Source organism: Thauera sp. 63, from assembly GCF_000310165.2.
GTDB lineage: Bacteria > Pseudomonadota > Gammaproteobacteria > Burkholderiales > Rhodocyclaceae > Thauera > Thauera humireducens.
Map to the genome: position 1 here is coordinate 147,500 of NZ_AMXC01000001.1, position 22,021 is coordinate 169,520.

24 protein-coding genes are annotated in these 22,021 nt (G+C 65.0%); 10 read left to right on the top strand and 14 right to left on the bottom strand.

The features are described 5' to 3' along the window. Positions 1–46 precede the first annotated feature (46 nt). Entirely contained in the window at positions 47–397 is a 351-nt protein-coding gene (locus C664_RS00730; protein WP_157353848.1) for a hypothetical protein, read from the bottom strand. A gap of 221 nt (positions 398–618) precedes the next feature. Between C664_RS00730 and ompR the strand changes: the two genes are divergently transcribed. From ompR to C664_RS00770, 8 genes are read left to right on the top strand one after another with little or no spacing between them, the layout of a single operon-like run. Beyond that, the gene (gene ompR, locus C664_RS00735; protein ID WP_004251396.1) at positions 619–1,380 is read left to right on the top strand and encodes an osmolarity response regulator transcription factor OmpR; all 762 of its coding nucleotides are present in this window, start codon (positions 619–621) and stop codon (positions 1,378–1,380) included. Between the two features lie 34 nt (positions 1,381–1,414). Then, on the top strand, positions 1,415–2,812 hold the full coding sequence (locus C664_RS00740) for an ATP-binding protein (protein ID WP_004251399.1): 1,398 nt from the start codon (positions 1,415–1,417) through the stop codon (positions 2,810–2,812). Further along, positions 2,809–3,525 (top strand): MBL fold metallo-hydrolase, encoded by a 717-nt coding sequence (locus C664_RS00745; protein ID WP_004251401.1) that lies wholly within the window; start codon positions 2,809–2,811, stop codon positions 3,523–3,525. The genes C664_RS00740 and C664_RS00745 overlap by 4 nt, the downstream gene beginning before the upstream one ends. Then, positions 3,515–3,955 (top strand): group II truncated hemoglobin, encoded by a 441-nt coding sequence (locus C664_RS00750; RefSeq protein ID WP_038010492.1) that lies wholly within the window; start codon positions 3,515–3,517, stop codon positions 3,953–3,955. The genes C664_RS00745 and C664_RS00750 overlap by 11 nt, the downstream gene beginning before the upstream one ends. 9 nt (positions 3,956–3,964) lie before the next feature. Next, positions 3,965–4,573: a septation protein A gene (locus C664_RS00755; protein WP_004251410.1), complete on the top strand. Its 609-nt coding sequence runs from the start codon at positions 3,965–3,967 to the stop codon at positions 4,571–4,573. Beyond that, on the top strand, positions 4,573–4,872 hold the full coding sequence (locus tag C664_RS00760; protein ID WP_004251414.1) for a YciI family protein: 300 nt from the start codon (positions 4,573–4,575) through the stop codon (positions 4,870–4,872). Before C664_RS00755 ends, C664_RS00760 begins: the two co-directional genes overlap by 1 nt. Beyond that, a complete protein-coding gene (locus tag C664_RS00765; protein WP_004251426.1) occupies positions 4,869–5,156 on the top strand; it encodes a BolA family protein in 288 nt (95 codons plus the stop codon). The genes C664_RS00760 and C664_RS00765 overlap by 4 nt, the downstream gene beginning before the upstream one ends. 10 nt (positions 5,157–5,166) lie before the next feature. After that, positions 5,167–5,949, top strand: coding sequence for a peptidylprolyl isomerase (locus tag C664_RS00770; RefSeq protein WP_004251428.1), 783 nt, complete (start codon positions 5,167–5,169; stop codon positions 5,947–5,949). A 122-nt stretch (positions 5,950–6,071) separates the two neighbouring features. Here C664_RS00770 and ltrA read toward each other — a convergent pair whose 3' ends face one another. From ltrA to C664_RS00795, 5 genes are all read right to left on the bottom strand, one after another. After that, the gene (gene ltrA / locus C664_RS00775) at positions 6,072–7,424 is read right to left on the bottom strand and encodes a group II intron reverse transcriptase/maturase (protein WP_088179225.1); all 1,353 of its coding nucleotides are present in this window, start codon (positions 7,422–7,424) and stop codon (positions 6,072–6,074) included. A gap of 500 nt (positions 7,425–7,924) precedes the next feature. Continuing rightward, a complete protein-coding gene (locus C664_RS00780) occupies positions 7,925–9,721 on the bottom strand; it encodes an acyl-CoA dehydrogenase (protein WP_004251433.1) in 1,797 nt (598 codons plus the stop codon). A gap of 31 nt (positions 9,722–9,752) precedes the next feature. Then, a complete protein-coding gene (locus C664_RS00785; RefSeq protein WP_004251435.1) occupies positions 9,753–10,418 on the bottom strand; it encodes an energy-coupling factor ABC transporter permease in 666 nt (221 codons plus the stop codon). A gap of 30 nt (positions 10,419–10,448) precedes the next feature. Next, the gene (locus C664_RS00790) at positions 10,449–11,378 is read right to left on the bottom strand and encodes an electron transfer flavoprotein subunit alpha/FixB family protein (protein WP_004251454.1); all 930 of its coding nucleotides are present in this window, start codon (positions 11,376–11,378) and stop codon (positions 10,449–10,451) included. 2 nt (positions 11,379–11,380) lie between these two features. Continuing rightward, entirely contained in the window at positions 11,381–12,130 is a 750-nt protein-coding gene (locus C664_RS00795; RefSeq protein ID WP_004251455.1) for an electron transfer flavoprotein subunit beta/FixA family protein, read from the bottom strand. 174 nt (positions 12,131–12,304) lie between these two features. On the opposite strand from C664_RS00795, the gene C664_RS00800 reads away from it, so the two are divergent. Further along, the gene (locus C664_RS00800) at positions 12,305–12,910 is read left to right on the top strand and encodes a TetR/AcrR family transcriptional regulator (RefSeq protein WP_004251456.1); all 606 of its coding nucleotides are present in this window, start codon (positions 12,305–12,307) and stop codon (positions 12,908–12,910) included. Here C664_RS00800 and C664_RS00805 read toward each other — a convergent pair. The 8 genes from C664_RS00805 to C664_RS20765 all read right to left on the bottom strand — a co-directional run bounded on the left by C664_RS00805 (position 12,907) and on the right by C664_RS20765 (position 19,879). Further along, on the bottom strand, positions 12,907–13,671 hold the full coding sequence (locus C664_RS00805) for a TatD family hydrolase (protein WP_038010495.1): 765 nt from the start codon (positions 13,669–13,671) through the stop codon (positions 12,907–12,909). The two genes, C664_RS00800 and C664_RS00805, sit on opposite strands and share 4 nt — an antisense overlap. Before the next feature lie 32 nt (positions 13,672–13,703). Then, positions 13,704–14,504 (bottom strand): enoyl-CoA hydratase, encoded by an 801-nt coding sequence (locus C664_RS00810; protein WP_004251458.1) that lies wholly within the window; start codon positions 14,502–14,504, stop codon positions 13,704–13,706. Between the two features lie 161 nt (positions 14,505–14,665). After that, positions 14,666–15,298, bottom strand: a complete 633-nt coding sequence (locus C664_RS00815) for an ABC-type transport auxiliary lipoprotein family protein (RefSeq protein ID WP_004251461.1) — start codon at positions 15,296–15,298, stop codon at positions 14,666–14,668. Positions 15,299–15,324: 26 nt separating this feature from the next. Then, a complete protein-coding gene (locus C664_RS00820; RefSeq protein WP_004251464.1) occupies positions 15,325–16,269 on the bottom strand; it encodes an MlaD family protein in 945 nt (314 codons plus the stop codon). 1 nt (position 16,270) lies between these two features. Beyond that, on the bottom strand, positions 16,271–17,065 hold the full coding sequence (locus C664_RS00825; RefSeq protein ID WP_004251468.1) for an ABC transporter ATP-binding protein: 795 nt from the start codon (positions 17,063–17,065) through the stop codon (positions 16,271–16,273). Beyond that, positions 17,062–18,186, bottom strand: coding sequence for an MlaE family ABC transporter permease (locus C664_RS00830; protein ID WP_004251469.1), 1,125 nt, complete (start codon positions 18,184–18,186; stop codon positions 17,062–17,064). Before C664_RS00830 ends, C664_RS00825 begins: the two co-directional genes overlap by 4 nt. A 6-nt stretch (positions 18,187–18,192) precedes the next feature. Continuing rightward, positions 18,193–19,695 (bottom strand): exopolyphosphatase, encoded by a 1,503-nt coding sequence (gene ppx, locus C664_RS00835; RefSeq protein ID WP_038010497.1) that lies wholly within the window; start codon positions 19,693–19,695, stop codon positions 18,193–18,195. Then, positions 19,667–19,879 carry a hypothetical protein gene (locus C664_RS20765; protein WP_198291454.1) on the bottom strand — a complete coding sequence of 71 codons (213 nt, stop codon included), beginning with the start codon at positions 19,877–19,879 and terminating at the stop codon, positions 19,667–19,669. The genes ppx and C664_RS20765 overlap by 29 nt, the downstream gene beginning before the upstream one ends. Positions 19,880–19,881: 2 nt before the next feature. Between C664_RS20765 and ppk1 the strand changes: the two genes are divergently transcribed. Next, on the top strand, positions 19,882–21,963 hold the full coding sequence (gene ppk1 / locus C664_RS00840) for a polyphosphate kinase 1 (protein ID WP_004251472.1): 2,082 nt from the start codon (positions 19,882–19,884) through the stop codon (positions 21,961–21,963). Positions 21,964–22,021: the final 58 nt, after the last annotated feature.

The window sequence follows — 22,021 nt, forward strand, 5'->3', positions numbered from 1 at the left end:
TATTCTAACGGCTCGGAGCCGCCGCGCGCGGCAAAGACGTCGGGGCTCAGCGGCCCTTCTTGCGCCCTACGGCGTTCTCCGGATAAGCCCCCCGCATTGCATCACGCAGATCGCGATGCAATGCGTCCCGTTCTTCCGCGTTCAGGCGGCGCCGTGCGGGAGGCGCCTCAGGCGATTCGGGGTTCGAGATCAGGACGCGACGCAGATCGCCACGCGGCTGCTCGATACGAATCCCTTCGCTGTCGGTCAGTGCGCCAGCCGCGTTTGGACTCCGGGCAAAAGCGTCAGTGCTCGTCAGTCCCAGCATCGAGGCCGACAGCACTGCCAAGCCGAACAGACCCCTTACCCTGCGGGCTGGGTGAAAGGTGTTCGGGAAAGCGTGCGGGCTCGTCTTCATGATGTACCGTTCGGGTGAGTTTCACGCGCAAGGCGGTAGTACGCAGAACGAAACATACGGGATTCTCTGGCCCGAAAATAGCCTTGGCCCTTCATCTCGGCGGTGGTTTGTAAGGCCGTGTTGCCTTTTGGCATCATGCTTACGAAGCGTTACCCGCTGGCACCCAGCATGCGGGTCCCGGGCACTGGCATGGGTTCGGCACTAAGGATAGGATTTGCGCCATGAACGGAAAAACACGATATCGCGTACTGCTGGTGGATGACGACGCGCGACTGCGCGAGCTGTTGTCCCGCTACCTTCAGGAACAGGGCTTTGCGGTCAAGGCGGTCGGCGATGCGCCGATGATGGATCGTGCCCTCCATCGCGAGCACTTCGACCTCATGGTGCTCGACCTGATGCTGCCCGGAGAGGACGGCCTGGCCATCTGCCGGCGTTTGCGTGCGGGCGAGAACCACATCCCGATCATCATGTTGACGGCGAAGGGCGATGACGTCGATCGCATCGTCGGTCTCGAGATGGGCGCGGATGATTACGTGGCCAAGCCGTTCAACCCCCGCGAACTGGTTGCCCGCATCCAGGCGGTCATGCGCCGTCAGCCGCAGAGCCTGCCCGGAGCGCCTACCGCCGAGGACGAGATCGTGGTCTTCGGCAGTGTCCGTGTGAATCTCGGTACGCGCTCGCTTGAACGCAACAACGAGGAGATCCAGCTCACGACGGGCGAGTTCTCGTTGTTGAAGGTGCTTCTCCAGCATCCCCGCCAGCCCCTGTCGCGCGACAAGTTGATGGAACTCGCCCGCGGTCGGGAATACGGCGTGTTCGACCGGGCGATCGACGTGCAGATTTCCCGCCTGCGCAAGCTTGTCGAGGACGACCCTGCCAAGCCGCGCTACATCCAGACGGTCTGGGGCTTTGGCTACGTCTTCGTGCCGGACGACACCAAGGGCGGCCAGGGAGAGGAGCGCGAGGCGGACGCCGCCGAGTGAGCGCGGCATGCCCCGTTCCCTTAGCATGCGACGCATGCGTGCGCTCGGTCGGTTCTTGACAGCCTGGCTCCCGCGCACGCTGCTTTGGCAGACCTTCCTGCTGGTCGCGCTGCTGCTGATCTTGTCGCTCGGCGCCTGGTCGCAGATTTTCCGCTATTTCCAGGAGCCGGCCCGGGCGCGTGATGTGGCGCAGATGGTGGTGTCGGTCGTCAACCTGACCCGTACCGCACTGATCAACGCGCACGCGGAACGCCGCATCGACCTGCTGATCGATCTCGCCGCACTCGAAGGGATTCGCATCTATCCGGCGGAGGCCTCCGACGAGCTCCTGCCACTGCGGGGCAATCGGCCACTGAGGCTGTTGACCGACGAGGTCCGGCGTCAACTCGGGGAGCACACGCGCTTCGCAGCGCGCTGGAAGTCGCTTGACGGGTTCTGGGTGAGCTTTCGGCTCGATCCGGACGATCAGTTCGACGAGTACTGGGTGATGCTGCCGTCGGAGCGGATCGAAACCACGGACACCTTTGGATGGCTCGTGTGGGGTTTCGGCGCGCTCGTGGCTGCCCTGCTCGGCGCGTATCTGATCGTGTCCCGCATTGGCACACCCCTGCGGGCACTGGCGCGCACTGCACGCATGGTCGGCAGCGGGCAGACTCCTCCCCCCCTGGAAGAGAGCGGCCCGCAGGAGATTGCCGTCGTCGCGCATGCCTTCAACCAGATGGCCGGTGATCTCGCGCGCACCGATGCGGATCGCGCACTCATTCTCGCCGGGGTGTCACACGACCTCAGGACGCCGCTGGCCCGGCTGCGATTGGGGATCGAGATGTCCGGAGCGCCCGAGGACGAGGTCAGCGCGATGGTCGCCGACATCGAGGAGATGGACCGCATCATCGGTCAGTTCCTCGACTTCGGCCGCGGCACCCCGCAGGAGCCACCCCAGGCAGTCGACATCGCGAACCTGGTGCGGGAAGTGTACGAACCCTATCGGCTGCGGGGTGTCGACATTACGCTTGCCGTACCGGACAGCCTGATTGCACCCGCTCGTGCGCTGTCGATCAGGAGGGCGCTCGCCAACCTCATCGACAATGCCTTGCGCTACGCGGGGGAAGACAAACCCCTGAAGGTGACGGTCGGCACGATTGGGGAAGAGGTCTGCATCGAGGTCGCGGATCGTGGTCCGGGCATCCCCGAAAATGAAGTGGAGCGCATGCGCCATCCCTTCACGCGGCTTGAGAAAGCCCGCTCGAACACCAAGGGGGCGGGGCTGGGCCTGGCCATCGTGGAACGCGTGATGCGTGCCCATCAGGGCCACCTCGACCTCCTTCCGCGTGAAGGCGGTGGTCTGCGGGCAATTCTCCGGCTGCCTGCAGGCGGAAGCGTCACGAGCCGCGCTAGAATGCCGGAAGACGGCCGGGAGACACATGACAAATGAGCATCATTTTTCGCCAGCTTTTCGATGAGCAAAGCTCCACCCTGACTTACCTTCTGGCCGATGCGCAGTCCGGCGACGCTGTGCTCATCGACACGGTCGCCGAGCACAGCGCGATGTACCTGGGTCTGTTGCGCGAACTCGACCTGAACCTCGTGTACCTGCTCGAAACGCACGCGCATGCGGACCATGTCACCGGCGCAGGGGTGCTCAGGGAACATACGAACGCCCGCACCGCGACCGGACATCGCACGGGCGTCATGTGCGCCGACGTGTTGCTCGCCGATGGGGACACGCTGGTGTTCGGCGACGAGGTACTGCGCGTCATGGCGACGCCGGGCCATACGCCAGGTTGCGTGAGTTACCGCTGGCGCAACTGCCTTTTTACCGGCGATGCCTTGCTGATCGGCGGCTGCGGCCGGACGGACTTCCAGGGCGGCGACGCAGGCGCGCTTTACGACAGCATCACGCAACGCCTGTTCACCCTGCCGGACGAAACCCTTGTCTATCCCGCGCACGACTACAAGGGCATGCGGGTGAGTTCGATCGCACAGGAGAAGCTGACGAACGCGCGGGTGCCCGGCCGCTCCCGCCAGGCGTTCATCGACCTGATGCAGTCGCTCGACCTCCCCCGGCCCCGCCTGATCGACCAGGCCGTGCCCGCCAACCTGCGCTGCGGCCTACCTGCTGGCCCACTCGATATCCATGCCTCCTGAACAAAGATTCGCTCCCAACGCCACACCCTATGAACGTATCGGCGGTGAGGCCGCCGTACGCTTGCTCGTCAAACGCTTCTACAGCCTGATGGACGAACTGCCCGAGGCTTGGGGCGTACGGCGGTTGCACGCTGAGGATCTCGGCGGTTCCGAGGAAAAGCTGTTCCTCTTCCTGTCGGGCTGGCTGGGAGGGCCCAATCTGTACGTGGAGCGCTTCGGCCCTCCGTTCATGCGCGCACGCCACCTCCCCTTCTCGATTGGCGTCGCCGAGCGCGACCAGTGGCTGCTGTGCATGCGCACTGCGCTCGACGAGTGCGTCGGCGATGCGGCCCTGAGAGAGAGCCTCTATGGCTCGTTTTCCGCACTGGCTGACCACATGCGAAACCGCGCTGAAGCGCCTGCCGGGCAGGCAGCCCAACAATCGCTATAATCCTCGCGCATGAAATTCCTGTTCGATCTGCTTCCGGTCATTCTCTTCTTTGGCGCCTACAAACTGGCCGGGGCGCAGCCCGAGGCCTCCCACGAACTTGCAGTGCGCTGGCTGGGTGACGGCATCGCGGTTGCGCAGGCACCGATCCTGATCGCAACGGCGGTGACGATTCTCGCCACCTTCGTCCAGATCGCACTGGTGTGGATCAAGCACCGCAAGGTCGACACCATGCTGTGGGTCAGCTTGGCGATCATCGTCGTGTTCGGCGGTGCCACGTTGTTCTTTCACAACCCCACCTTCATCAAGTGGAAACCGACGGCGCTTTACTGGCTGTTCGGCGCGGTCTTGCTCGGTTCGGCGACACTGTTCCGCAAGAACCTCATCCGCACGATGCTCGAGGCGCAGATCCAGTTGCCCGAACCCGTGTGGGGGCGTCTCAACCTTGCCTGGGCGGGTTTCTTCATTTCGATGGGGTTGCTCAATCTCTACGTGGCCTACAGTTTCAGCGAGGAAGCCTGGGTCAACTTCAAGCTCTTTGGCGGCATGGGACTGATGTTCGCGTTCGTGCTTGCCCAGGGCTTCTATCTCTCACGTCACCTCGAAGAGGAAAACAACTGATGTTCTACGCATTGATCGGCGAGGACGCGCCGGGAACGCTCGAGCGCCGCATGGCGGTGCGCGGGGAGCATCTCGCACGGCTCGAAGCCCTGCGCGACGAAGGCAGATTATTGATCGCTGGCCCCATGCCTGCGATCGACTCGCCGGATCCCGGCCCGGCCGGTTTCGCGGGCAGTCTGGTTGTGGCCGAGTTCGACTCTCAGGCGAGCGCCGAGAAATGGCTGGCCGAGGACGCATACGTGCGCGAAGGCGTTTTTGCGCGCACCTCGGTGCGCCCGTTCAAGAAGGTCCTGCCGTGACGCAGGCAGTCGTTTCCCGCATCCACGAACGGCTCGTCGATGCGTTCCAGCCCGAGCTGATCGAGATTCATGATGACAGCGCCCTACACGCAGGCCATGCCGGTGCGCGCGAAGGCGGCGGTCATTACCGCCTGCGGATCGTGTCGTCGGCGTTTGCCGGACAGGGTACCGTCGCGCGGCACCGAATGATTTACCAAGCCTTGGGCGATATGATGAAAAAAGACATTCACGCCCTCGCCATCAAGGCAAACACGGCCGAAGAGGCCACCACACAACCCACCTGAAGGAACACCGATGAAACGCTTTCCCAGCCGCCTCGCAATTGCCCTGATGGCCGGCTTCATTGCCCTCCCCGCGGCTGCCGCCGAATCGCTTGCCAAGGTCAACGGCATTGCAATTCCTGCTGAACGTGCCGAGGCGATGCTCGCCGAACAGCGCGCCCAGGGCGCACCTGAGAGCCAGCAGCTCAAGGATGCCGTTCGCGAGGAACTGATTCGTCGCGAAGTGCTGAGTCAGGAGGCCGCCAACAAGGGTCTCGCCAAGAAGGCCGACGTCCAGGCCCAGATGGAGATGGCCAAGCAGGCCATCCTGATCCGCGCCTATCTGCAGGATTTCGTCAAGAACAACCCGGTCAGCGACGCCGACCTGAAGAAGGAATACGACGCGATCAAGAGCCGGATGGGTGACAAGGAGTACAAGCCCCGTCACGTGCTGGTCGAGACCGAAGACGAGGCCAAGGCCATCATCGCCAAGCTGCAGTCCGGCACTGCTTTCGAAGAAGTGGCCAAGGATTCGCGCGATCCGGGCTCGAAGGATCGCGGCGGCGATCTGGGCTGGAGCAACCCGGGCATGTTCGTGAAGCCCTTCTCCGATGCCATGGCGGGTCTCGAGAAGGGCAAGTTCACGACCACGCCGGTCAAGAGCGACTTCGGGTATCACGTCATCCAGCTCGATGACGTGCGCGCGACTCAGGCGCCCCCGTTCGAAGAAGTCAAGCCGCAGTTGCAGCAGCGCCTGCAGCAGCAAAAGGTCGAGAAGCACGTGATCGACCTGCGCGCGAAGGCGAAGGTCGAGTAAGACTTTCGGCCGATGCGTTTCGGCCGTCCGCAATCGGGATAGGGGCGGCCAGGTTACCTGACCGTTCCCCTCCCACACCACCCGGCATGCGGGTCCGCACCGGGCGGTTCGAGTCGTTGAGGTCATGAGAGCCGGGGCACACCGAGCCGATCAAAGTAGGCAACAGGCATTGCGCGGTTCAGCAGGAAGCGGCTGTTACGCCACCACCTTCGACTGTTCGCCGCCACCTGTCGAGCGTCCGTTTCCGAAGCGCCCAGAGCCTTCAATTCCCGGTACATCGTCGTACCCCGACGCCAGTGCTTGAGCTGCACCGCACGCAGCCGGTGTCGAATCCACTCGTCGAGTTCGCGGAACACCTTGGGTGTCTGCGCGAGCTGGAAGTACGCCTTCCAGCCCGGCATGTAGGCCCGCAGCCGTTCGGCAGTCTCGGTCAGGTTGCGCCCGCCCGAGCGACACGTGAATTGCCGGATGCGTTGCTTGAAGGCGTTGAGCGCCTTGTCGGCCACCCTGCACTTGACCTGTCCGCCTGGGCCGTACCAGAAGGCATAGCCCAGAAACTTGCGGCGCGAGGCCGGCGCGACGGCCGTCTTGGCGTCGTTCACCTTCAGGCGGAGTCGCTCGTAGAGCTTGGTCAGGCCCGCTAGCACCCGTTCGCCTGCACGGCGACTGCGCACATACACATTGCAGTCGTCGGCGTAGCGCACGAAGCGGTGCCCCCGCCGCTCCAGTTCCCGATCCACCTCGTCGAGCAGCACATTGGCCAGCAGCGGCGACAGCGGCCCGCCTTGCGGCGTGCCCTCAAACCGCTCCATGACCACGCCGCCACCCATGATCCCGGCCACGAGGTAACAACGGATCAGCCGCAGCACGGCCTTGTCCTCGATTCGCCTCGCCAGGCGTTCCATCAGGATGTCGTGATTGACCCGGTCGAAGAACTTCTCCAAATCCACATCGACCACCACCCGGTAACCGTCCTGCACGTAGCGCTGTGCATCGAGCACCGCGTCGTGCGCACGGCGTCCCGGGCGAAAGCCATAGCTATGGTCAGAGAACGTCGGATCAATCCTGGGCTGCAAGACTTGCAGCAGGGCTTGCTGGATCAGCCGATCCGTCACCGTCGGAATCCCCAGTTCGCGCACCCCGCCATCGGACTTCGGGATCTGGACGCGGCGCACCGGAGAAGGCCGGTAGCTGCCATCCAGCAAGGACTCCCGAATCCGAGGCCAGTGCGCTCTCAGGTAGGCCGCCGTCTCGGCGATCGACAACCCATCCACCCCAGCACTGCCGCGATTGGATTTGACGCGTTTCCACGCCGCCTCCATGTTCGCTTTCGCGAGCGCCTGAAGAAGCAGGCCATCTCGCCCCGGGCTTCCGGTTTCATGCCGCACCGTCCGTGCTTCATCACGCACCGCTTCGGGATCGGCTTCACCTCGCCCTCCCGCGTTGCGCCCCGGCCTCCCGAGCTTCTGATGCATTGCACGTCCGAGCGACACGGCCTTCGGCCCTCCTACTCGTTCGGCCCTTCCCCGGCGGTCTCCAGCCTCAACGGCCTTACCACCAAGTACTACAGCCTCTGCTGACTTCTCGCTCCGGCTCAGCACCGTCGCCCTTTCAGGCATAAGGCGAGATCTCCCCAGGTAAGAACGCACTCCTTCGCTGCACAACCGCCGGATCTACGCCACTTCGCCTTGATCACGAGAGCTTCGCGATTACGTGCTCGCTCGCCCTGCTCCGCAGCGCCTTCTATCCGATTCTTGTCCATCGGCTCGCAGCTTATGCTCCACGCTTCCTTCCCACGCTCGGTCACCCTCACGCAGTTGCGCTTCACTTCGTTCGCTGTGATCAACTTACGGCGGGACTTCCACCCGCAGGAGTGCGCCCATGCTGGGCGCACACGAAAAAGACCCGGGCTTTCGGCCCGGGTCTTTTTTTGCCAGCACGTTGCGCCCCCGCGTGAGCCGGGGCGCAACGACGATCAGAACTGCTCTTCGCTCAGTTCAAGGGCGCCTGCCGCGCCGTTGACGATGGTGTAGGCCAGACCCGAGGCCTGAGCCAGCACGTGGTCAGCGTAGAAGCGCGCGGTCACGATCTTCGTCTTGTAGAAGGACGCTTCACCTTCACCGGCTTCCAGCTTGCGCTTCGCGACCAGCGCGGCGCGCCCCATCTGCCAGCCGCCGGCAACAATGCCCAGCAGTTTCAGGAAGGGCACGGAGCCGACCGATGCGGCCTTGATGTCCTGGCTGTAGGTGGCCAGGATGTAGGCCACGGCTTCCTCCAACGCCGACACGCCGGCGCCCAGCGATTTTGCGATCGCGCCCAGCGCGGCATCACCGGCGGCGGCCAGTTCAGCCTCGACTGCACGCATCGTCTTGATCACGCCGGCGATGGTGACGCCGTTTTCGCGGGCGATCTTGCGTCCGATCAGGTCGTTCGCCTGGATTGCCGTCGTGCCCTCGTAGATCGTGGTGATGCGCGAATCGCGGAAGTGCTGCGCGGCACCCGTTTCCTCGATGAAGCCCATGCCGCCATGAACCTGCACGCCGTCGGACGTGACGTCGATCGAGTTCTCGGTGCACCAGCCCTTGACCACCGGGATCATCAGGTCGACGAAGGCCTGGTTCTGAGCGCGGACGGCTTCGTCCGGGTGGTTGTGTGCCTTGTCGAACGCCGCGCCGACGACGTAGGCGAGTGCCCGCATCGCCTCGGTCTTGCTCTTCATGTTCATCAGCAGGCGACGGACATCGGCGTGGTGAAGGATGTTGACCTTCGGTCCGCCGCGCACGCCCGCGTCGGTGCCCTGCACGCGATCCTTGGCATACTGCAGCGCATGCTGGTACGCGCGCTCGGACAGTGCCAGACCTTCCATGCCGACCGCGAAGCGGGCTTCGTTCATCATGATGAACATGTACTCGAGGCCGCGGTTGGGCTCGCCCACCAGCGTGCCGATCGCGCCACCCTTGTCGCCGAAGGCGAGGACGCAGGTCGGGCTGGCGTGGATGCCGAGCTTGTGCTCGATCGAAACGCAATGCACGTCGTTGCGCGCGCCCAGGCTGCCGTCGGCATTGACCATGAACTTCGGCACGACGAACAGCGAGATCCCCTTCACCCCTTCCGGCGCATCCGGCAGGCGGGCAAGCACGAGATGGATGATGTTGTCCGTCATGTCGTGGTCGCCGTAGGTGATGAAGATCTTCTGGCCGAAGATCTTGTAGCTGCCATCACCCTGCGGTTCCGCCTTGGTACGGACGGCGGCGAGGTCCGAACCGGCTTGCGGCTCGGTCAGGTTCATGGTGCCGGTCCATTCGCCCGAGATCATCTTGGGTAGGTACATGGCCTTCTGCTCGTCCGTTCCGCGCAGCAGCAGCGCCTCGATGGCGCCCGTGGTGAGCATCGGGCACAGCGAGAACGCCATGTTGGCCGACTTCCACATCTCCATCACCGCCGTCGACAGCAGCTTCGGCAGGCCCTGGCCACCGTAATTCGGATCACCTGCGAGCGCCGTCCAGCCCGATTCGGCGAACTGCGTGTAGGCCTCCTTCCAGCCCGGCGCGGTCGCCACGGCGCCATCGTTCCACTTCGCGCCTTCCTGGTCGCCTGTCCAGTTCAGCGGAGCGAGCACGCCGCTGGCGAACTTGTCGGCTTCCTCGAGAATGGCATCGACCAGGTCGGGGGACACTTCCTCGTTGCCGGGCAGCTGTGCGACTTCGTCGAGGCCGGCCAGCTCGCGCATCACGAACTGCATGTCACGGATCGGGGCGCTGTAGTTGCTCATGGAATGCATATCTCCAGAAAGGATGTTGGTCTTACTTGTTCAGCAGGTAGCGGCTGTCGTCGAAGCCCGCCACCCAATCGGGTCGGTAAACCACCAGCAGTGTGACGATGGCGCCGCTGATCCACGCTTCGGAGAAACCGAGCAGCAGAAAGAACGGCAGATAGTCGCTGAGCAGGAATTCGGCGCTGTAGGCGCCCGCTACGACCATCGCGGCCGACGCAATCAATCCCTGCAGCATGACTGTCAGCGCCGCGCCGGCAAAACTCGTCACGAAAATGAAGACGAAAAAGTGAGCGGGCAACCATCTCTCGATGCATCGCTGGATACCGCTCGCGATGGCTACCGGGAGCACCGCCATCAAGATGAAGTTGATCGGCCAGGCGTCCCATTCGATCGCCCCGTTGAGGGTGACCCCGCTCAGTGCCGCAGCGAGCGCGACCACGGCGAGCCACGGCCCAAGCGTGAGTGTCGCGGCCATGGCCCCGAGCATGTGGAGGTTGAGTCCGGGTTTTACGCCGGCCTTCAGGCTCCACATGAGCGTGAGTCCGACGGCGAAGCCAAGCAGCAGGTTGAGCTGGGAACTCACCAGCAGGCGCCGCCAGGGCGCACGACGTAGCGTCTGCCAGGCGACCGCCAGCGAGAGCACCAGCATGACGCCGTGCCAAGCCGCTGGGAACAGCGAACTCGCAAGGTTCATGTCGGCGCCCTCGCCTGACCAGTCGCGCGATCAGACCGCCGAGGTGAGCTGAGGAACGACCTCGAACAGATCCCCCACCAGGCCGTAGTCGGCCACCTGGAAGATCGGCGCCTCCGGATCCTTGTTGATCGCCACGATCACCTTGGAGTCCTTCATGCCCGCCAGGTGCTGGATGGCGCCCGAGATGCCGATGGCGATGTAGAGCTGCGGCGCGACGATCTTGCCGGTCTGCCCGACCTGATAGTCGTTGGGCACGTAGCCGGCGTCGACCGCCGCGCGCGAGGCGCCCAGCGCCGCGCCGAGCTTGTCCGCCAGCGGCTCGAGCAGCTGGTGGTAGTTGTCGCCGCTACCCAGGCCACGGCCGCCCGAGACGATGATCTTGGCCGCGCCCAGTTCGGGACGAGCACTCTTGGTGATCTCGCGACCGACCAGCGCCGTCACGCCGAGATCGGCCGCCGCCGCCACGGCTTCCACCGGCGCGGCGTTGCCGTCACCGGCGGCGTCGAAGGCGGTGGTACGCACCGTGATGAGCTTGATGGCATCGGCGCTCTTGACCGTGGCCAGCGCGTTACCGGCGTAGATCGGACGCACGAAGGTGTCGGCGGACTCGATCGCGACGATATCGCTGATCTGGGCGACGTCGAGCTGTGCGGCCACGCGCGGCAGCATGTTCTTGCCGGCCGAGGTGGCCGGGGCGAGCACGTGGCTGTATGCCGGGGCCAGGCCCTTGACCAGTTCGGCGACGTTCTCGGCCGTCTGGGCTTCGTACTGCGGGGCGTCGCACACCAGCACCTTGGCTACGCCGGCAACCTTGGCGGCGGCCTCGGCCGCGGCGCCGCAGCCGGCACCGGCCACCAGCACGTGGATGTCGCCACCCAGCTTGGTCGCCGCGGTCACGGTGTTGAGCGTGGCGGCCTTGATCGATTGGTTGTCGTGTTCGGCAATGACGAGAATGGCCATGTTCAGATCACCTTCGCAACGTTCTTGAGTTTGTCGACCAGCTGCGCGACATCGGCCACGCGTTCGCCCGCGCTGCGCTTGGGCGGTTCGGACACCTTCAGCGTGGTCAGACGCGGCGCCACATCGACGCCCAGATCGGCCGGCTTGACGGTGTCGAGCGGCTTCTTCTTGGCCTTCATGATGTTGGGCAGCGTGGCGTAGCGCGGCTCGTTCAGGCGCAGGTCGGTCGTGACCACCGCCGGCAGCTTCACGGACAGGGTCTCGAGACCGCCGTCGATCTCGCGCGTCACCGAGGCCTTGCCATCGGCAAGCGTCACCTTCGAGGCGAAGGTCGCCTGCGGCCAGCCCATCAGCGCGGAGAGCATCTGCCCGGTCTGGTTGGCGTCGTCATCGATCGCCTGCTTGCCGGCGATCACCAGGCTGGGCTGCTCCTTGTCGCACACGGCCTTGAGCAGCTTGGCGACGGCCAGCGGCTGCAGTTCGACGTCCGTCTCGACCAGGATGCCGCGGTCTGCGCCGATCGCCATCGCCGCGCGCAAGGTTTCCTGGCAGGCGGCGACGCCGCAGCTCACGGCGACGACTTCGGTCGCCACGCCGGCTTCCTTCAGGCGCACGGCTTCTTCCACCGCGATCTCGTCGAAGGGGTTCATGCTCATCTTGACGTTGGCGATGTCCACACCGCTGCCATCGGCCTTGACGCGAACCTTGACGTTGTAATCCACAACGCGTTTGACGGGTACGAGAATCTTCACTCTGCCGCGCTCCTTGTATTGATCAAAGTCTCCTCCGGCACGTGCGGCCGGATCGGATAATTATGGCACTGCTCCTGCCGCAAGACACACGGCTCCGGTAAGGGTCGGTGCGCTATTGGCGGCAACATCGACATACGGTAGCGTATGGGGTTGGAATCGTCAATACTACGCCGTATGGAAAACAACCCCAAGAAGCCCCGTGTCCAGCTCGATCGCGAAAGCTGGGTGACCGCCGCCGTCGAGGTGCTGGCCGAGGAAGGCATTGCCGGCCTGCGCGTCGAGGTGCTCGCCAAGCGCCTCAAGGTGACCAAGGGCAGTTTCTACTGGCACTTTCAGGACCGCCGCGACCTGTTGCTTGCGATCCTGCACCATTGGAAGGAAGGCCGGATCCGCGACATCATCAAGCAGACACGCGCCCAGCCCGGCAAGGAGCTGGCCCAGATCTATCACGTGATCGACGTTTACAGCGCCAGTCGAAGCCGGCGCGGCATGATGATCGAGCTTGCGGTGCGCGACTGGGCGCGGCGCGATGCGGAGGCCGCAGCAATCGTGGCCGAAGTGGACGACGTGCGCCTGCGCTGCGCACGCGATCTCTTCCTTGCCTGTGGCGTACCGATGGAAGAGGCATCCAGCCGCTGCATGCTGCTTTACGCCTATGTGTTCGGCGTTTCGCTCATGATCTACGAGAAGTTCGACAGCGACGTCCTGCGGCTGAAGCGCGACATCGCGGACCTGATCGCACGCTCGCAATCGTCCGCGGAAGCATCCGGCGCCACCTAACGCCGCCAGTCGAGGACGTCGAGTGCATTGCGGCCGGTGGTCGCGATCACTTCGGCGACGTCGATTCCTCGCAAGCCGGCAAGGATTTCGGCATAACGCACGAGATTGACGGGTTCGTTGCGCTGCCCCTGTGCCCACACGGGCGGGATGTCCGGAGCGTCCGTTTCGAGAACGATGGCCTCCAGCGGCAGCGTGGCGGCCAAGGCACGGATCCGTGTCGATCCGTCAAAGGTCATCGACCCCCCGAAACCCAGCTTGAAACCGAGATCCATGAAGATCCGAGCCTGTTGCAGGCTGCCGTTGAACGCATGGGCGATACCGCCCTTGACGCCGATGCGGCGCAGCTGTTTCAGGATCGGATCGATCGCCCGCCGGACGTGAAGGATCACCGGCAGGTCGTGGCGTCTGGCCAGCTTGAGTTGCGCAACGAAAAACGCGAGCTGACGCGCCGGATCGATATCCGTCACGAAATGGTCGAGGCCGATCTCGCCTACCGCGACCGCCCTGCCCTCGCCGAGTCGGAAATCCAGGAGTTCGAGGTCGGTTTCCTGTGCCTGCATCACGTAGAGCGGGTGGATGCCAAGGGCGAAGCAGACGTCGTCGTGCGAAGATGCAAGCGAACTGACGGCATCGAAGCTCGCTCGGTCGACCGCTGGCACGACGAACCCACCGACGCCCGCCTTGCGTGCGGTTTCGATCAACTGCGGCCGGTCCGCGTCGAACTCGGCCGCGTCAAGATGGATATGCGTGTCGATGAGCATGGCGCATGGCGGCCGGCCGCCGCCGCTCAGGCTCAGCGCCCCTTCCACTCCGGCTTGCGCTTGGCGATGAAGGCGTCGATGCCCTCCGCCGCATCCTCGCACATCGCGTTGCACGCCATGGTTTCGGCTGCCATCTGATAAGCCGCATCCATGCCCATTTCGAGTTGCCTGTAGAACATCTGCTTGCCCATGCGGATGGCCACCGGCGATTTGGCGACGATCGAGGCGGTGAGTTTCGCAATCTCGGCGTCGAGCTGCTCGAGCGGCACGACGCGATTGATCAGGCCCCGGCGCTGGGCTTCGTGGGCGTCGATGAAGTCGCCCGTCACCAGCATCTCGAAAGCCTCCTTGCGCCCCATGTTGCGCGACAGACCCACGCCTGGCGTGGCGCAGAACAGGCCGACATTGATGCCGGACACGGCGAAGCGCGCGACATCGGACGCGACGGCGAGATCGCACATCGATACCAGCTGGCAGCCCGCCGCGGTGGCGATGCCGTGCACCCGGGCGATGACCGGCTGCGGCAGTTCGGTGAGCTTCATCATGAACTTGCCGCACAGACGGAACAGACGCTGCTGGAAATCGTGCGTGTGATTGGCACGCATCTCCTTGAGATCGTGCCCGGCACAGAAGGCCTTGCCCTCGCCGGCCAGTACCACGACGCGCACGCTGTCGTCGCGCGCGATCTCGTCCACCGCCGCGATCAGGGCCTCCAGCATCTCGAAGGACAGGGAGTTGAACTGGTTCGGACGATTCAGGGTCAGCGTCGTGACACCGTTCTGGTCGTGACGCAGCAGCATGGAATCGGTATTGGGAACGGGCACGGCGCTCATCAGTGTCTCCTCCGGGTGTCGAGTCTTGGATGCGGCAGTTTGTTTACGTTAACGTCAACGTTGACCGATGGTACCCGCTGACACTTCGAGTCGCCAAGCCCATCGCATCCTCGACCCTCGGTGAGCTGCGGACAGGGTTTGCCGCTGCACCCGAGACAGTCTCAGGCACCGCAGCGCGTGGGGCCATTCAAACCCTCGCCTGGCGCCTGGTCAAGCCTGGTAATCCATTCGGCCACCTCCGTGGCCAGCCGCTCGCTGGCCCGCCGAAATCCGGCGACGCCGCCCGCCGCGTCGGCCGTGGGGGCGGCTTCGACGATACGAAACTCGCGGTGTGCGATGGGGACATCGCTGCGCGGCGGAATCAGGCCAATGCGAGCGAGCAGCTCTACCTGGCTCTGCCCGGCGCTCGGGAACACCTGCACGAACTCGTCCAGTTCCATCTGCAGGCGACAACGCAGGCCACCCGTGCCGCTGCCCAGACTGCGTTCGAGCACGAGCGCGAGCATCTCGGCCGGCTGCGAAGCCCAGCGGCTTTCGGCGTAGGCCCGCCGGCGATCGGGGTCCTGCCACAGCAGGCGGTATTGCATGGCGCTGAGTGCGAGCCAGGGGCGGGTATTCACTTCGACCCGGCTCGGCGCGAGGGCGGGCCGCAAGACGCGCGCATCGCCTGCGCCGAGATCATAGAACGCCATCGGCGGCGGCTTGATCTGCAGTCCGCCGCAAGCGGCGAGCAACGGGACTGAAGCGATCGCGGCAAGGATGGCGCGAACACGCCGTGATGACGCGATCTGCATTGCCGATGTTCTTTCTGTTCTTGCTCTCATTTCCGTCCTTCGACGAAGCCCGTCTCGCCCGGGCCTGGCTCCCGCACCGCACGGCCCGTCAGCAGCATCTGCGGTGTCGACTCGACCTCCTCGATCAGCCGGCCTACCCGGCGCGAGGTTGCGCTCAGGTCGCGCAGCAGTTCGTTGAGCCGCGGCAAGGCGCCTTCGAGCAGGCCGTTGCTCGCCGTCGTCGCAGTCTGGTCGAAGCGGTCGGCCATGTCATCCAGTCTGACGAGCAGCATGCGAAGTTCCTGCAACGCGGGCTTGGCCTCGGCGGTGCTCTGTTCGATGTTGGCCAGTGCGGCGGAGAGACGCGCGACGTTGTCGGGCGTGAACACGCTGCGGATCGCTTCGAGCGTCCGCGGCGCTTCGGCAAAGCTGCGATCCATGCCCTCGGCCGCAGCCTCCAGCCGTGCCAGCGTCTGCTTCAGCCGCCTTGCACTGTCGTCGTCGAACACGGCGGACATCCGTTCGCTGAGCAGACGGAACTGCTCCACCGCAGCCAGCGTGCGGTCGCCGATCTGGCTGAGGAGCCCGGGTTCGAGGGGAATGCGCGGTGTCTCTCCGTTCTCGCCGACGAGCGGGGTCGGGTCCGCTCCGCGGTCGTCGAGCTGCACATAGGCCAGGCCGGTCACGCCCAGGGTGCCCAGCGTCGCCCGTGTGCCGCGCGTCAAAGGAACGTCGGCCGCCACGCGGACGCGGACGAGGATGGCGCCACTGTCCTGTGGGTCGATACGGATCTCCTTCACCGTGCCCACCGCAAGCCCGCGGAAGCGTACGCGCGCCTGCGGGCCCAGGCCGTTGATGTCCTCGCGTGCGACCAGCACCACCTCCTTCGCCGTTTCGCGATCCTGCGAGAACCACCACAGGGCGATGAGGACCCCGGTGCCGAGCAGCAGCGCGAACAGTCCGGCCGCCAATGCGTGCGCCCGATTCTCCATGTCAGGTCTCTCCGTTGGCGCGGGTCAGCGCCCGGCGGCCATGTTCGCCGTGAAAGAAGCGCTCGATGAAGGGGTGTTTCACTTGCAGCGTCTCCTGCAGTGGTGCGTAACTGACAATGCGCCGGTCGGCCAGCACCGCCACGCGCGTGGCCATTGCCGCGAGGGTGTCGAGGTCGTGCGTGACGAGCACCACGGTCAGCCCAAGCTCCTGCCTGAGGGCGAGGATCAGGCGCACGAAGCTCGCACTGCGGTCCGGGTCCAGCCCCGCTGTCGGCTCGTCGAGCAACAACAGTTCCGGCTCCAGCGCCAGCGCACGGGCCAGCGCGGCCCGCTTGACCATGCCGCCCGACAACTCCGCCGGCATCAGCAGGGCGTGCTCCGGCTCCATCTCGACCATCGCCAGCTTGAGGGCGACCAGCGCATCGAGCTCGTCCGGACGCGCGATCCCGAGTTCCTTCAGCGGGAAAGCGATATTCTCGCCGACGGTCAGTGCGGAGAACAGCGCACCTTGCTGGAACAGGACGCCGTAACGGCGCTGGCGCGCGATGCGCTGGTGAATCGTGCCCTGGTCGACCCGTTCGCCGAAGAGCCGCAGCTCGCCGGCTTGCGGCCGCGTCAGCCCGATGATGTGGCGCAGCAGCGTGGTCTTGCCGCTACCCGAGCCGCCGACCAGCGCGACGATCTCGCCGCGTTCGATATCGAGGTCGAGCCCTTCGTGTACAAGGTTCCGTCCGAAGCGCGTGACCACGCCGCGCAGCGAGACGACGGGCTCGGTGTCTTCATGCCGCTGGCTCATCCGGGAATCCCGATCGAGCGTGTGGCGATCGCGAACACCGCATCGGCGAGAATCACGACCGTGATCGCAGCGACCACGGAGGCCGTCGTGTGGGACGACAGACTCTCGGTATTCGGCTGCACGCGCAGGCCGAAGTGGCAGGCGATCAAGGCGATCAGCAGCCCGAAGACCGCGCCCTTGGTCAGGCCGATATACACGTTGGCGATGGGTACGGCGTCGGGCAATGCGGTGATGAAGAAATGGAAGGAGATGTCGAGCTCGACCAGCGCCGAGACCCAGCCACCGATCAGGGCCACGCTCGAGGTCCACAGCACCAGCAAGGGCATCGCCAGCGTCAGTGCGATCACCTTCGGCAGCACCAGGCGCAGCGAACGCGAGACGCCCATCGCGGCAAGCGCGTCGATCTCCTCGGTCACGCGCATGACGCCGAGCTGCGCCGTCATCGCCGAACCCGAGCGGCCTGCGACCAGCACCGACACCAGCACCGGCCCTAGCTCGCGGATGATGCCGAGGCCGAGGATGTTCACGATGAAGGCGTCGGCACCGAAGATCTTCAGCTGCAATGCCGACAGATAGGACAGCACCACGCCAATCAGGAAGCCGACCAGCGCGGTCACCGGCATCGCCTTGACGCCGACCTTGAAGACGTTGGCGGAGATCTCCAGCAACGGCCATTCGCGCGGATTGCGCAGCAGATGCACCAGATCGAGCCCGAGCCGCCCCAGCAACGCGGCAAAGTCGAGCAGGTGCCCGGTGAAGGCGATCAGGACACGCCCGAAGGTCACGAAGGCGTCCGCGGCGCCGAAACCTCGCGCTGCGGGAATGGGCCGCTCCGCGCTACGGGCGATGCGCTCGATGATCGCACGGTGCGCCGGATCGAGCTCCAGCCGCTCTGGCCAGCGGCCCTGCCATGCCCGCCACAGCAGCGTGGCGCCGAAACTGTCCAGTCGCCCCAGCGCGCTCAGATTCCAGGCCGCATCCGCCGGGACGAGCGCAAGTCCTTGGCGAAGCTCGCCAATGCTCGCCGTCAGCGAGCGTATCGTCCAGTCACCGGCGACCCTCGCCTCGCGCCGCTCTGGCGCGAGTTCGACCCGGGCGGCGGTGGGCGGGTCCCTGCTCACGCGTGCTCAGGCGGCGGCGTTGCGTGCGCCGAGGGAGCGGATGTAGAGCCCGCGACCGAGCGCCATCCACTGGCGTTGCTCCTCGTTGAGCGCAGCGGCCGTGAGCGGCAGATTCTGCAGCCAGCCGGCGGCGGTGTTGACGCTGAAGCCCCGCCCTTCGCGCTGCATCGTGATCGGCGGCACCCCGCGGGCGTCGCGGGCGCGGTGAATCACGACCGCCAGGCGCAGACAGGCGATCAGCAGCCAGTCGACACTGCCCGGATCGATCGAGGCAACGCGTTCGAGCTTGCCGCGGTGCGAGAGCACCAGCCGCGACAGCCGGCCTTGGTCCATGCGCGAAAAACCCGGCATGTCGGCATTGGCGACGATATAGGCGCTGTGCTTGTGGTAGCTCGAATGAGCGACCGAAATGCCGATCTCGTGCAGCAGCGCCGCCCAGCGCAGGAAGCGGCGGTCGGGGTGCTCAGGGTCGGCCATCGCGGGCTCGAGCTGTTCGAGCAGGTAGCAGGCCGTGTCAGCCACCTGCTCCGCCTGGCGCGGATCCACGTTGTAGCGGCGCACGAAGGCATTCACCGTCGCGTCGCGCAGGTCATGGTGGTGATATCGCCCCAGCAGGTCGTAGAGCACGCCGAGACGCAGTGCGCCCTCGGAGAACACCATGCGGTCGATGTCGAACTCCTTGAAGATCGCGCTCATGATGGCGAAGCCACCGAGGATGACCGGCAGGCGGTCACCCCGCAGACCGGCCAGGTCGAGCGCGTCGATGCGTCCCGCGCGCAGCAACTCCGTACGGAACCGCTCGAGACCGTCTCGGGTGATGCCCGAAGGCGAGAAGCCGTTCTGCTCAAGGATCTCGGTCAACGCCTTGGCCGAACCGCTCGAGCCTACGGCCGCTTCCCAGCCGACCTCCCGATAGGCGCCGACGATGGTCTGCAACTCGCGGCGTGCGGCGAGTTCGGCATCCTTCAGGCTGCGCTTGTCCACCTTGCCATCGGGGAAGAAGCGCAGGCTGTAGCCGACGCAGCCCATGTAGCGCGACTCGAGCAGGATCGGCTCGAAGCTCTTGCCGATGACGAACTCGGTCGAGCCGCCACCGATGTCGACCACCAACTGCTGCTTGTGCGGGTCGGGCAAGGTGTGGGCGACGCCAACGTAGATCAGGCGAGCCTCCTCGCGTCCGGCGATCACCTCGATCGGGAAGCCCAGCGCAGCCTCGGCGCGGATCAGGAACTCGGGCGCATTCTTTGCGACGCGGAGCGTGTTGGTCGCCACCGCGCGGACTGCGCCCGGGTCGAAGTCGTGCAGCCGCTCGTGGAAGCGCTGCAGGGCCGTCACGCCGCGCTGCTGCGACGCCAGGTCAAGCTTTTTCTCCGGGGACAGGCCCGCGGCGAGCCGAACCGACTCCTTGAGACCGTCGAGCGGGTAGATCTGGTCATTGACGATGCGTCCGACCTGCAGTCGAAAACTGTTTGAACCCAGGTCAACTGCAGCGATCAGATTTCGCATCATCGAAAGAGCCATTGGGGCGGTATGCTGGAAACGCGAATTCTAGCACTGTCGTTTCGATGCGCTGCAGCACCAGATAATTGCCGCCAATGATTCGTTGCGCCGCGCGCACACGCTTACCGCTGTCATCAAGATGCAACGAATCTGTCACATAATCCGCAGGATAATTCAACGCGCCAAAGAGCACCCATGTACGCCCCGAAGAACGATCGCAACTACCCCACGGATCACTTCATCAATCGAGAACTGTCGCTGCTGCAGTTCCAGCGCCGGGTGCTGGCGCAGGCCGCCGACCCGACCGTGCCGCTGCTCGAGCGCCTGCGCTTCCTGTGCATCGTGTCGAGCAACCTCGACGAATTCTTCGAGGTCCGCGTCTCGGGCATCAAGGAGCAGATCCGCCTCGGCAGCCGCAAGCCCGGCAACGACGGCATCTCACCGCGCGACCTGCTGGAGAAGGTCAGCGACGAAGTGCACGAGATCATTTCCGAGCAATACACGCTGCTCAACGAGGACATCCTCCCCGCGCTCGAGCAGGAAGGCGTGGTATTCCTGCGTCGCAGCCTGTGGACCGAGGCGCAACTGCGCTGGATCCGCGACTATTTCATGCGCGAGGTCATGCCGGTGCTCACCCCGATCGGGCTCGACCCGGCACACCCCTTCCCGCGCGTGCTCAACAAGTCGCTCAACTTCGCCGTCGAACTGGAAGGGCGCGATGCCTTCGGGCGCGATTCCGGTGCCGCGATCGTGCAGGCGCCGCGCGCCCTTCCCCGCGTGATCCGGTTGCCGCGCGAGATCTGCGACCAGGAATACACCTTCGTCTTCCTGTCGTCGGTGCTGCACGCACACGTGCACGAACTGTTCTCCGGCATGACGGTGCTGGGGTGCTACCAGTTCCGTGTCACGCGCAACTCCGACCTGTTCGTCGATGAGGAAGAGGTCAAGGATCTGCGCGCCTCGCTGAAGGGGGAACTGCAGCAACGCCATTTCGGCGATGCAGTGCGCCTGGAGGTCGCCGACAACTGTTCGGACGAGATGGCGAACTTCCTGCTGCAGCACTTCCACCTGGAGCAGGACGATCTGTACCGCACGCCGGGCATCGTGAACCTGGTGCGGCTGATGCAGGTGCCCGACTGGGTCGAACGCCCCGAACTGAAGTATTCGCCCTTCGTGCCGGGCGTGCCGAAAGCGCTCGACAAGCGACGCCAGATCTTCGCCGCGCTGCGCGGGACGGACGTGCTGCTGCATCACCCGTTCCAGAGCTTTGCGCCGGTCATCGACCTTCTGCGTGCGGCGGCCGACGACCCGCAGGTGCTGGCCATCAAGATGACGGTGTATCGCACCGGCACCGACTCGGTGCTGATGGAACATCTCGTACGCGCCGCGCAGAAGGGCAAGGAAGTCACCGTGGTGCTGGAGCTGATGGCGCGTTTCGACGAGGAGGCGAACATCACCTGGGCGAACCGCCTCGAGGAAGTGGGCGCGCACGTCGTCTATGGCGTATTCGGGTACAAGACGCATGCCAAGCTGCTGATGGTGGTGCGGCGTGAGGAAAAGGGCCTGCGCCACTACGTGCACCTGGGCACGGGCAACTACCATCCGCGCACCACGCGTTTCTATACCGACTTCGGCCTGCTCACCGCGAATGAGGAAATCGGCGAGGATGTCGCCACCGTGTTCAAGCAGCTCACCGGGCTGGGCACGGCAAGCGAACTGCGCCACCTGTGGCAGGCCCCGTTCAGCCTGCAGCCCAAGGTGGTCGAGGCGATCAGGCGTGAAGCCGAGATCGCCCGCGAGGGCCGTCGCGGACGCATCATCGCCAAGATGAACGCGCTGCTCGAACCCGAGACCATCGAGGCGCTTTACGAAGCCTCGCAGGCCGGTGTCGAGATCGACCTGATCGTGCGCGGTCCCTGCGCGTTGAAGCCCGGCGTGCCCGGCCTTTCGGACAACATCCGAGTGCGCTCGGTCATCGGTCGCTTCCTCGAGCACCACCGCATCTTCCACTTCCATGCCGATGGTGCCGACCTGATGTTCCTGTCGAGCGCAGACTGGATGGACCGCAACTTCTTCCGCCGCATCGAGATCGCCTTCCCGGTCCTCGATCCGCGCCTGAAGCGGCGCGTCATGAAGGAAGGCCTGCGCCCTTACCTGGGCGACAACTGCCAGGCCTGGGAGATGCAGTCGGACGGCAGCTACAAGCGCAAGAACCCGCGCGGCATCCGGCGCGCCGCACAGCTGATCCTGCTGCAGGAACTCGCTGCCAGCAGCTGAGCCGAGTCGCGGCGTGACGGGCTGAAAACGGATCGGGGGCTGGCACCGGCATGGCGCA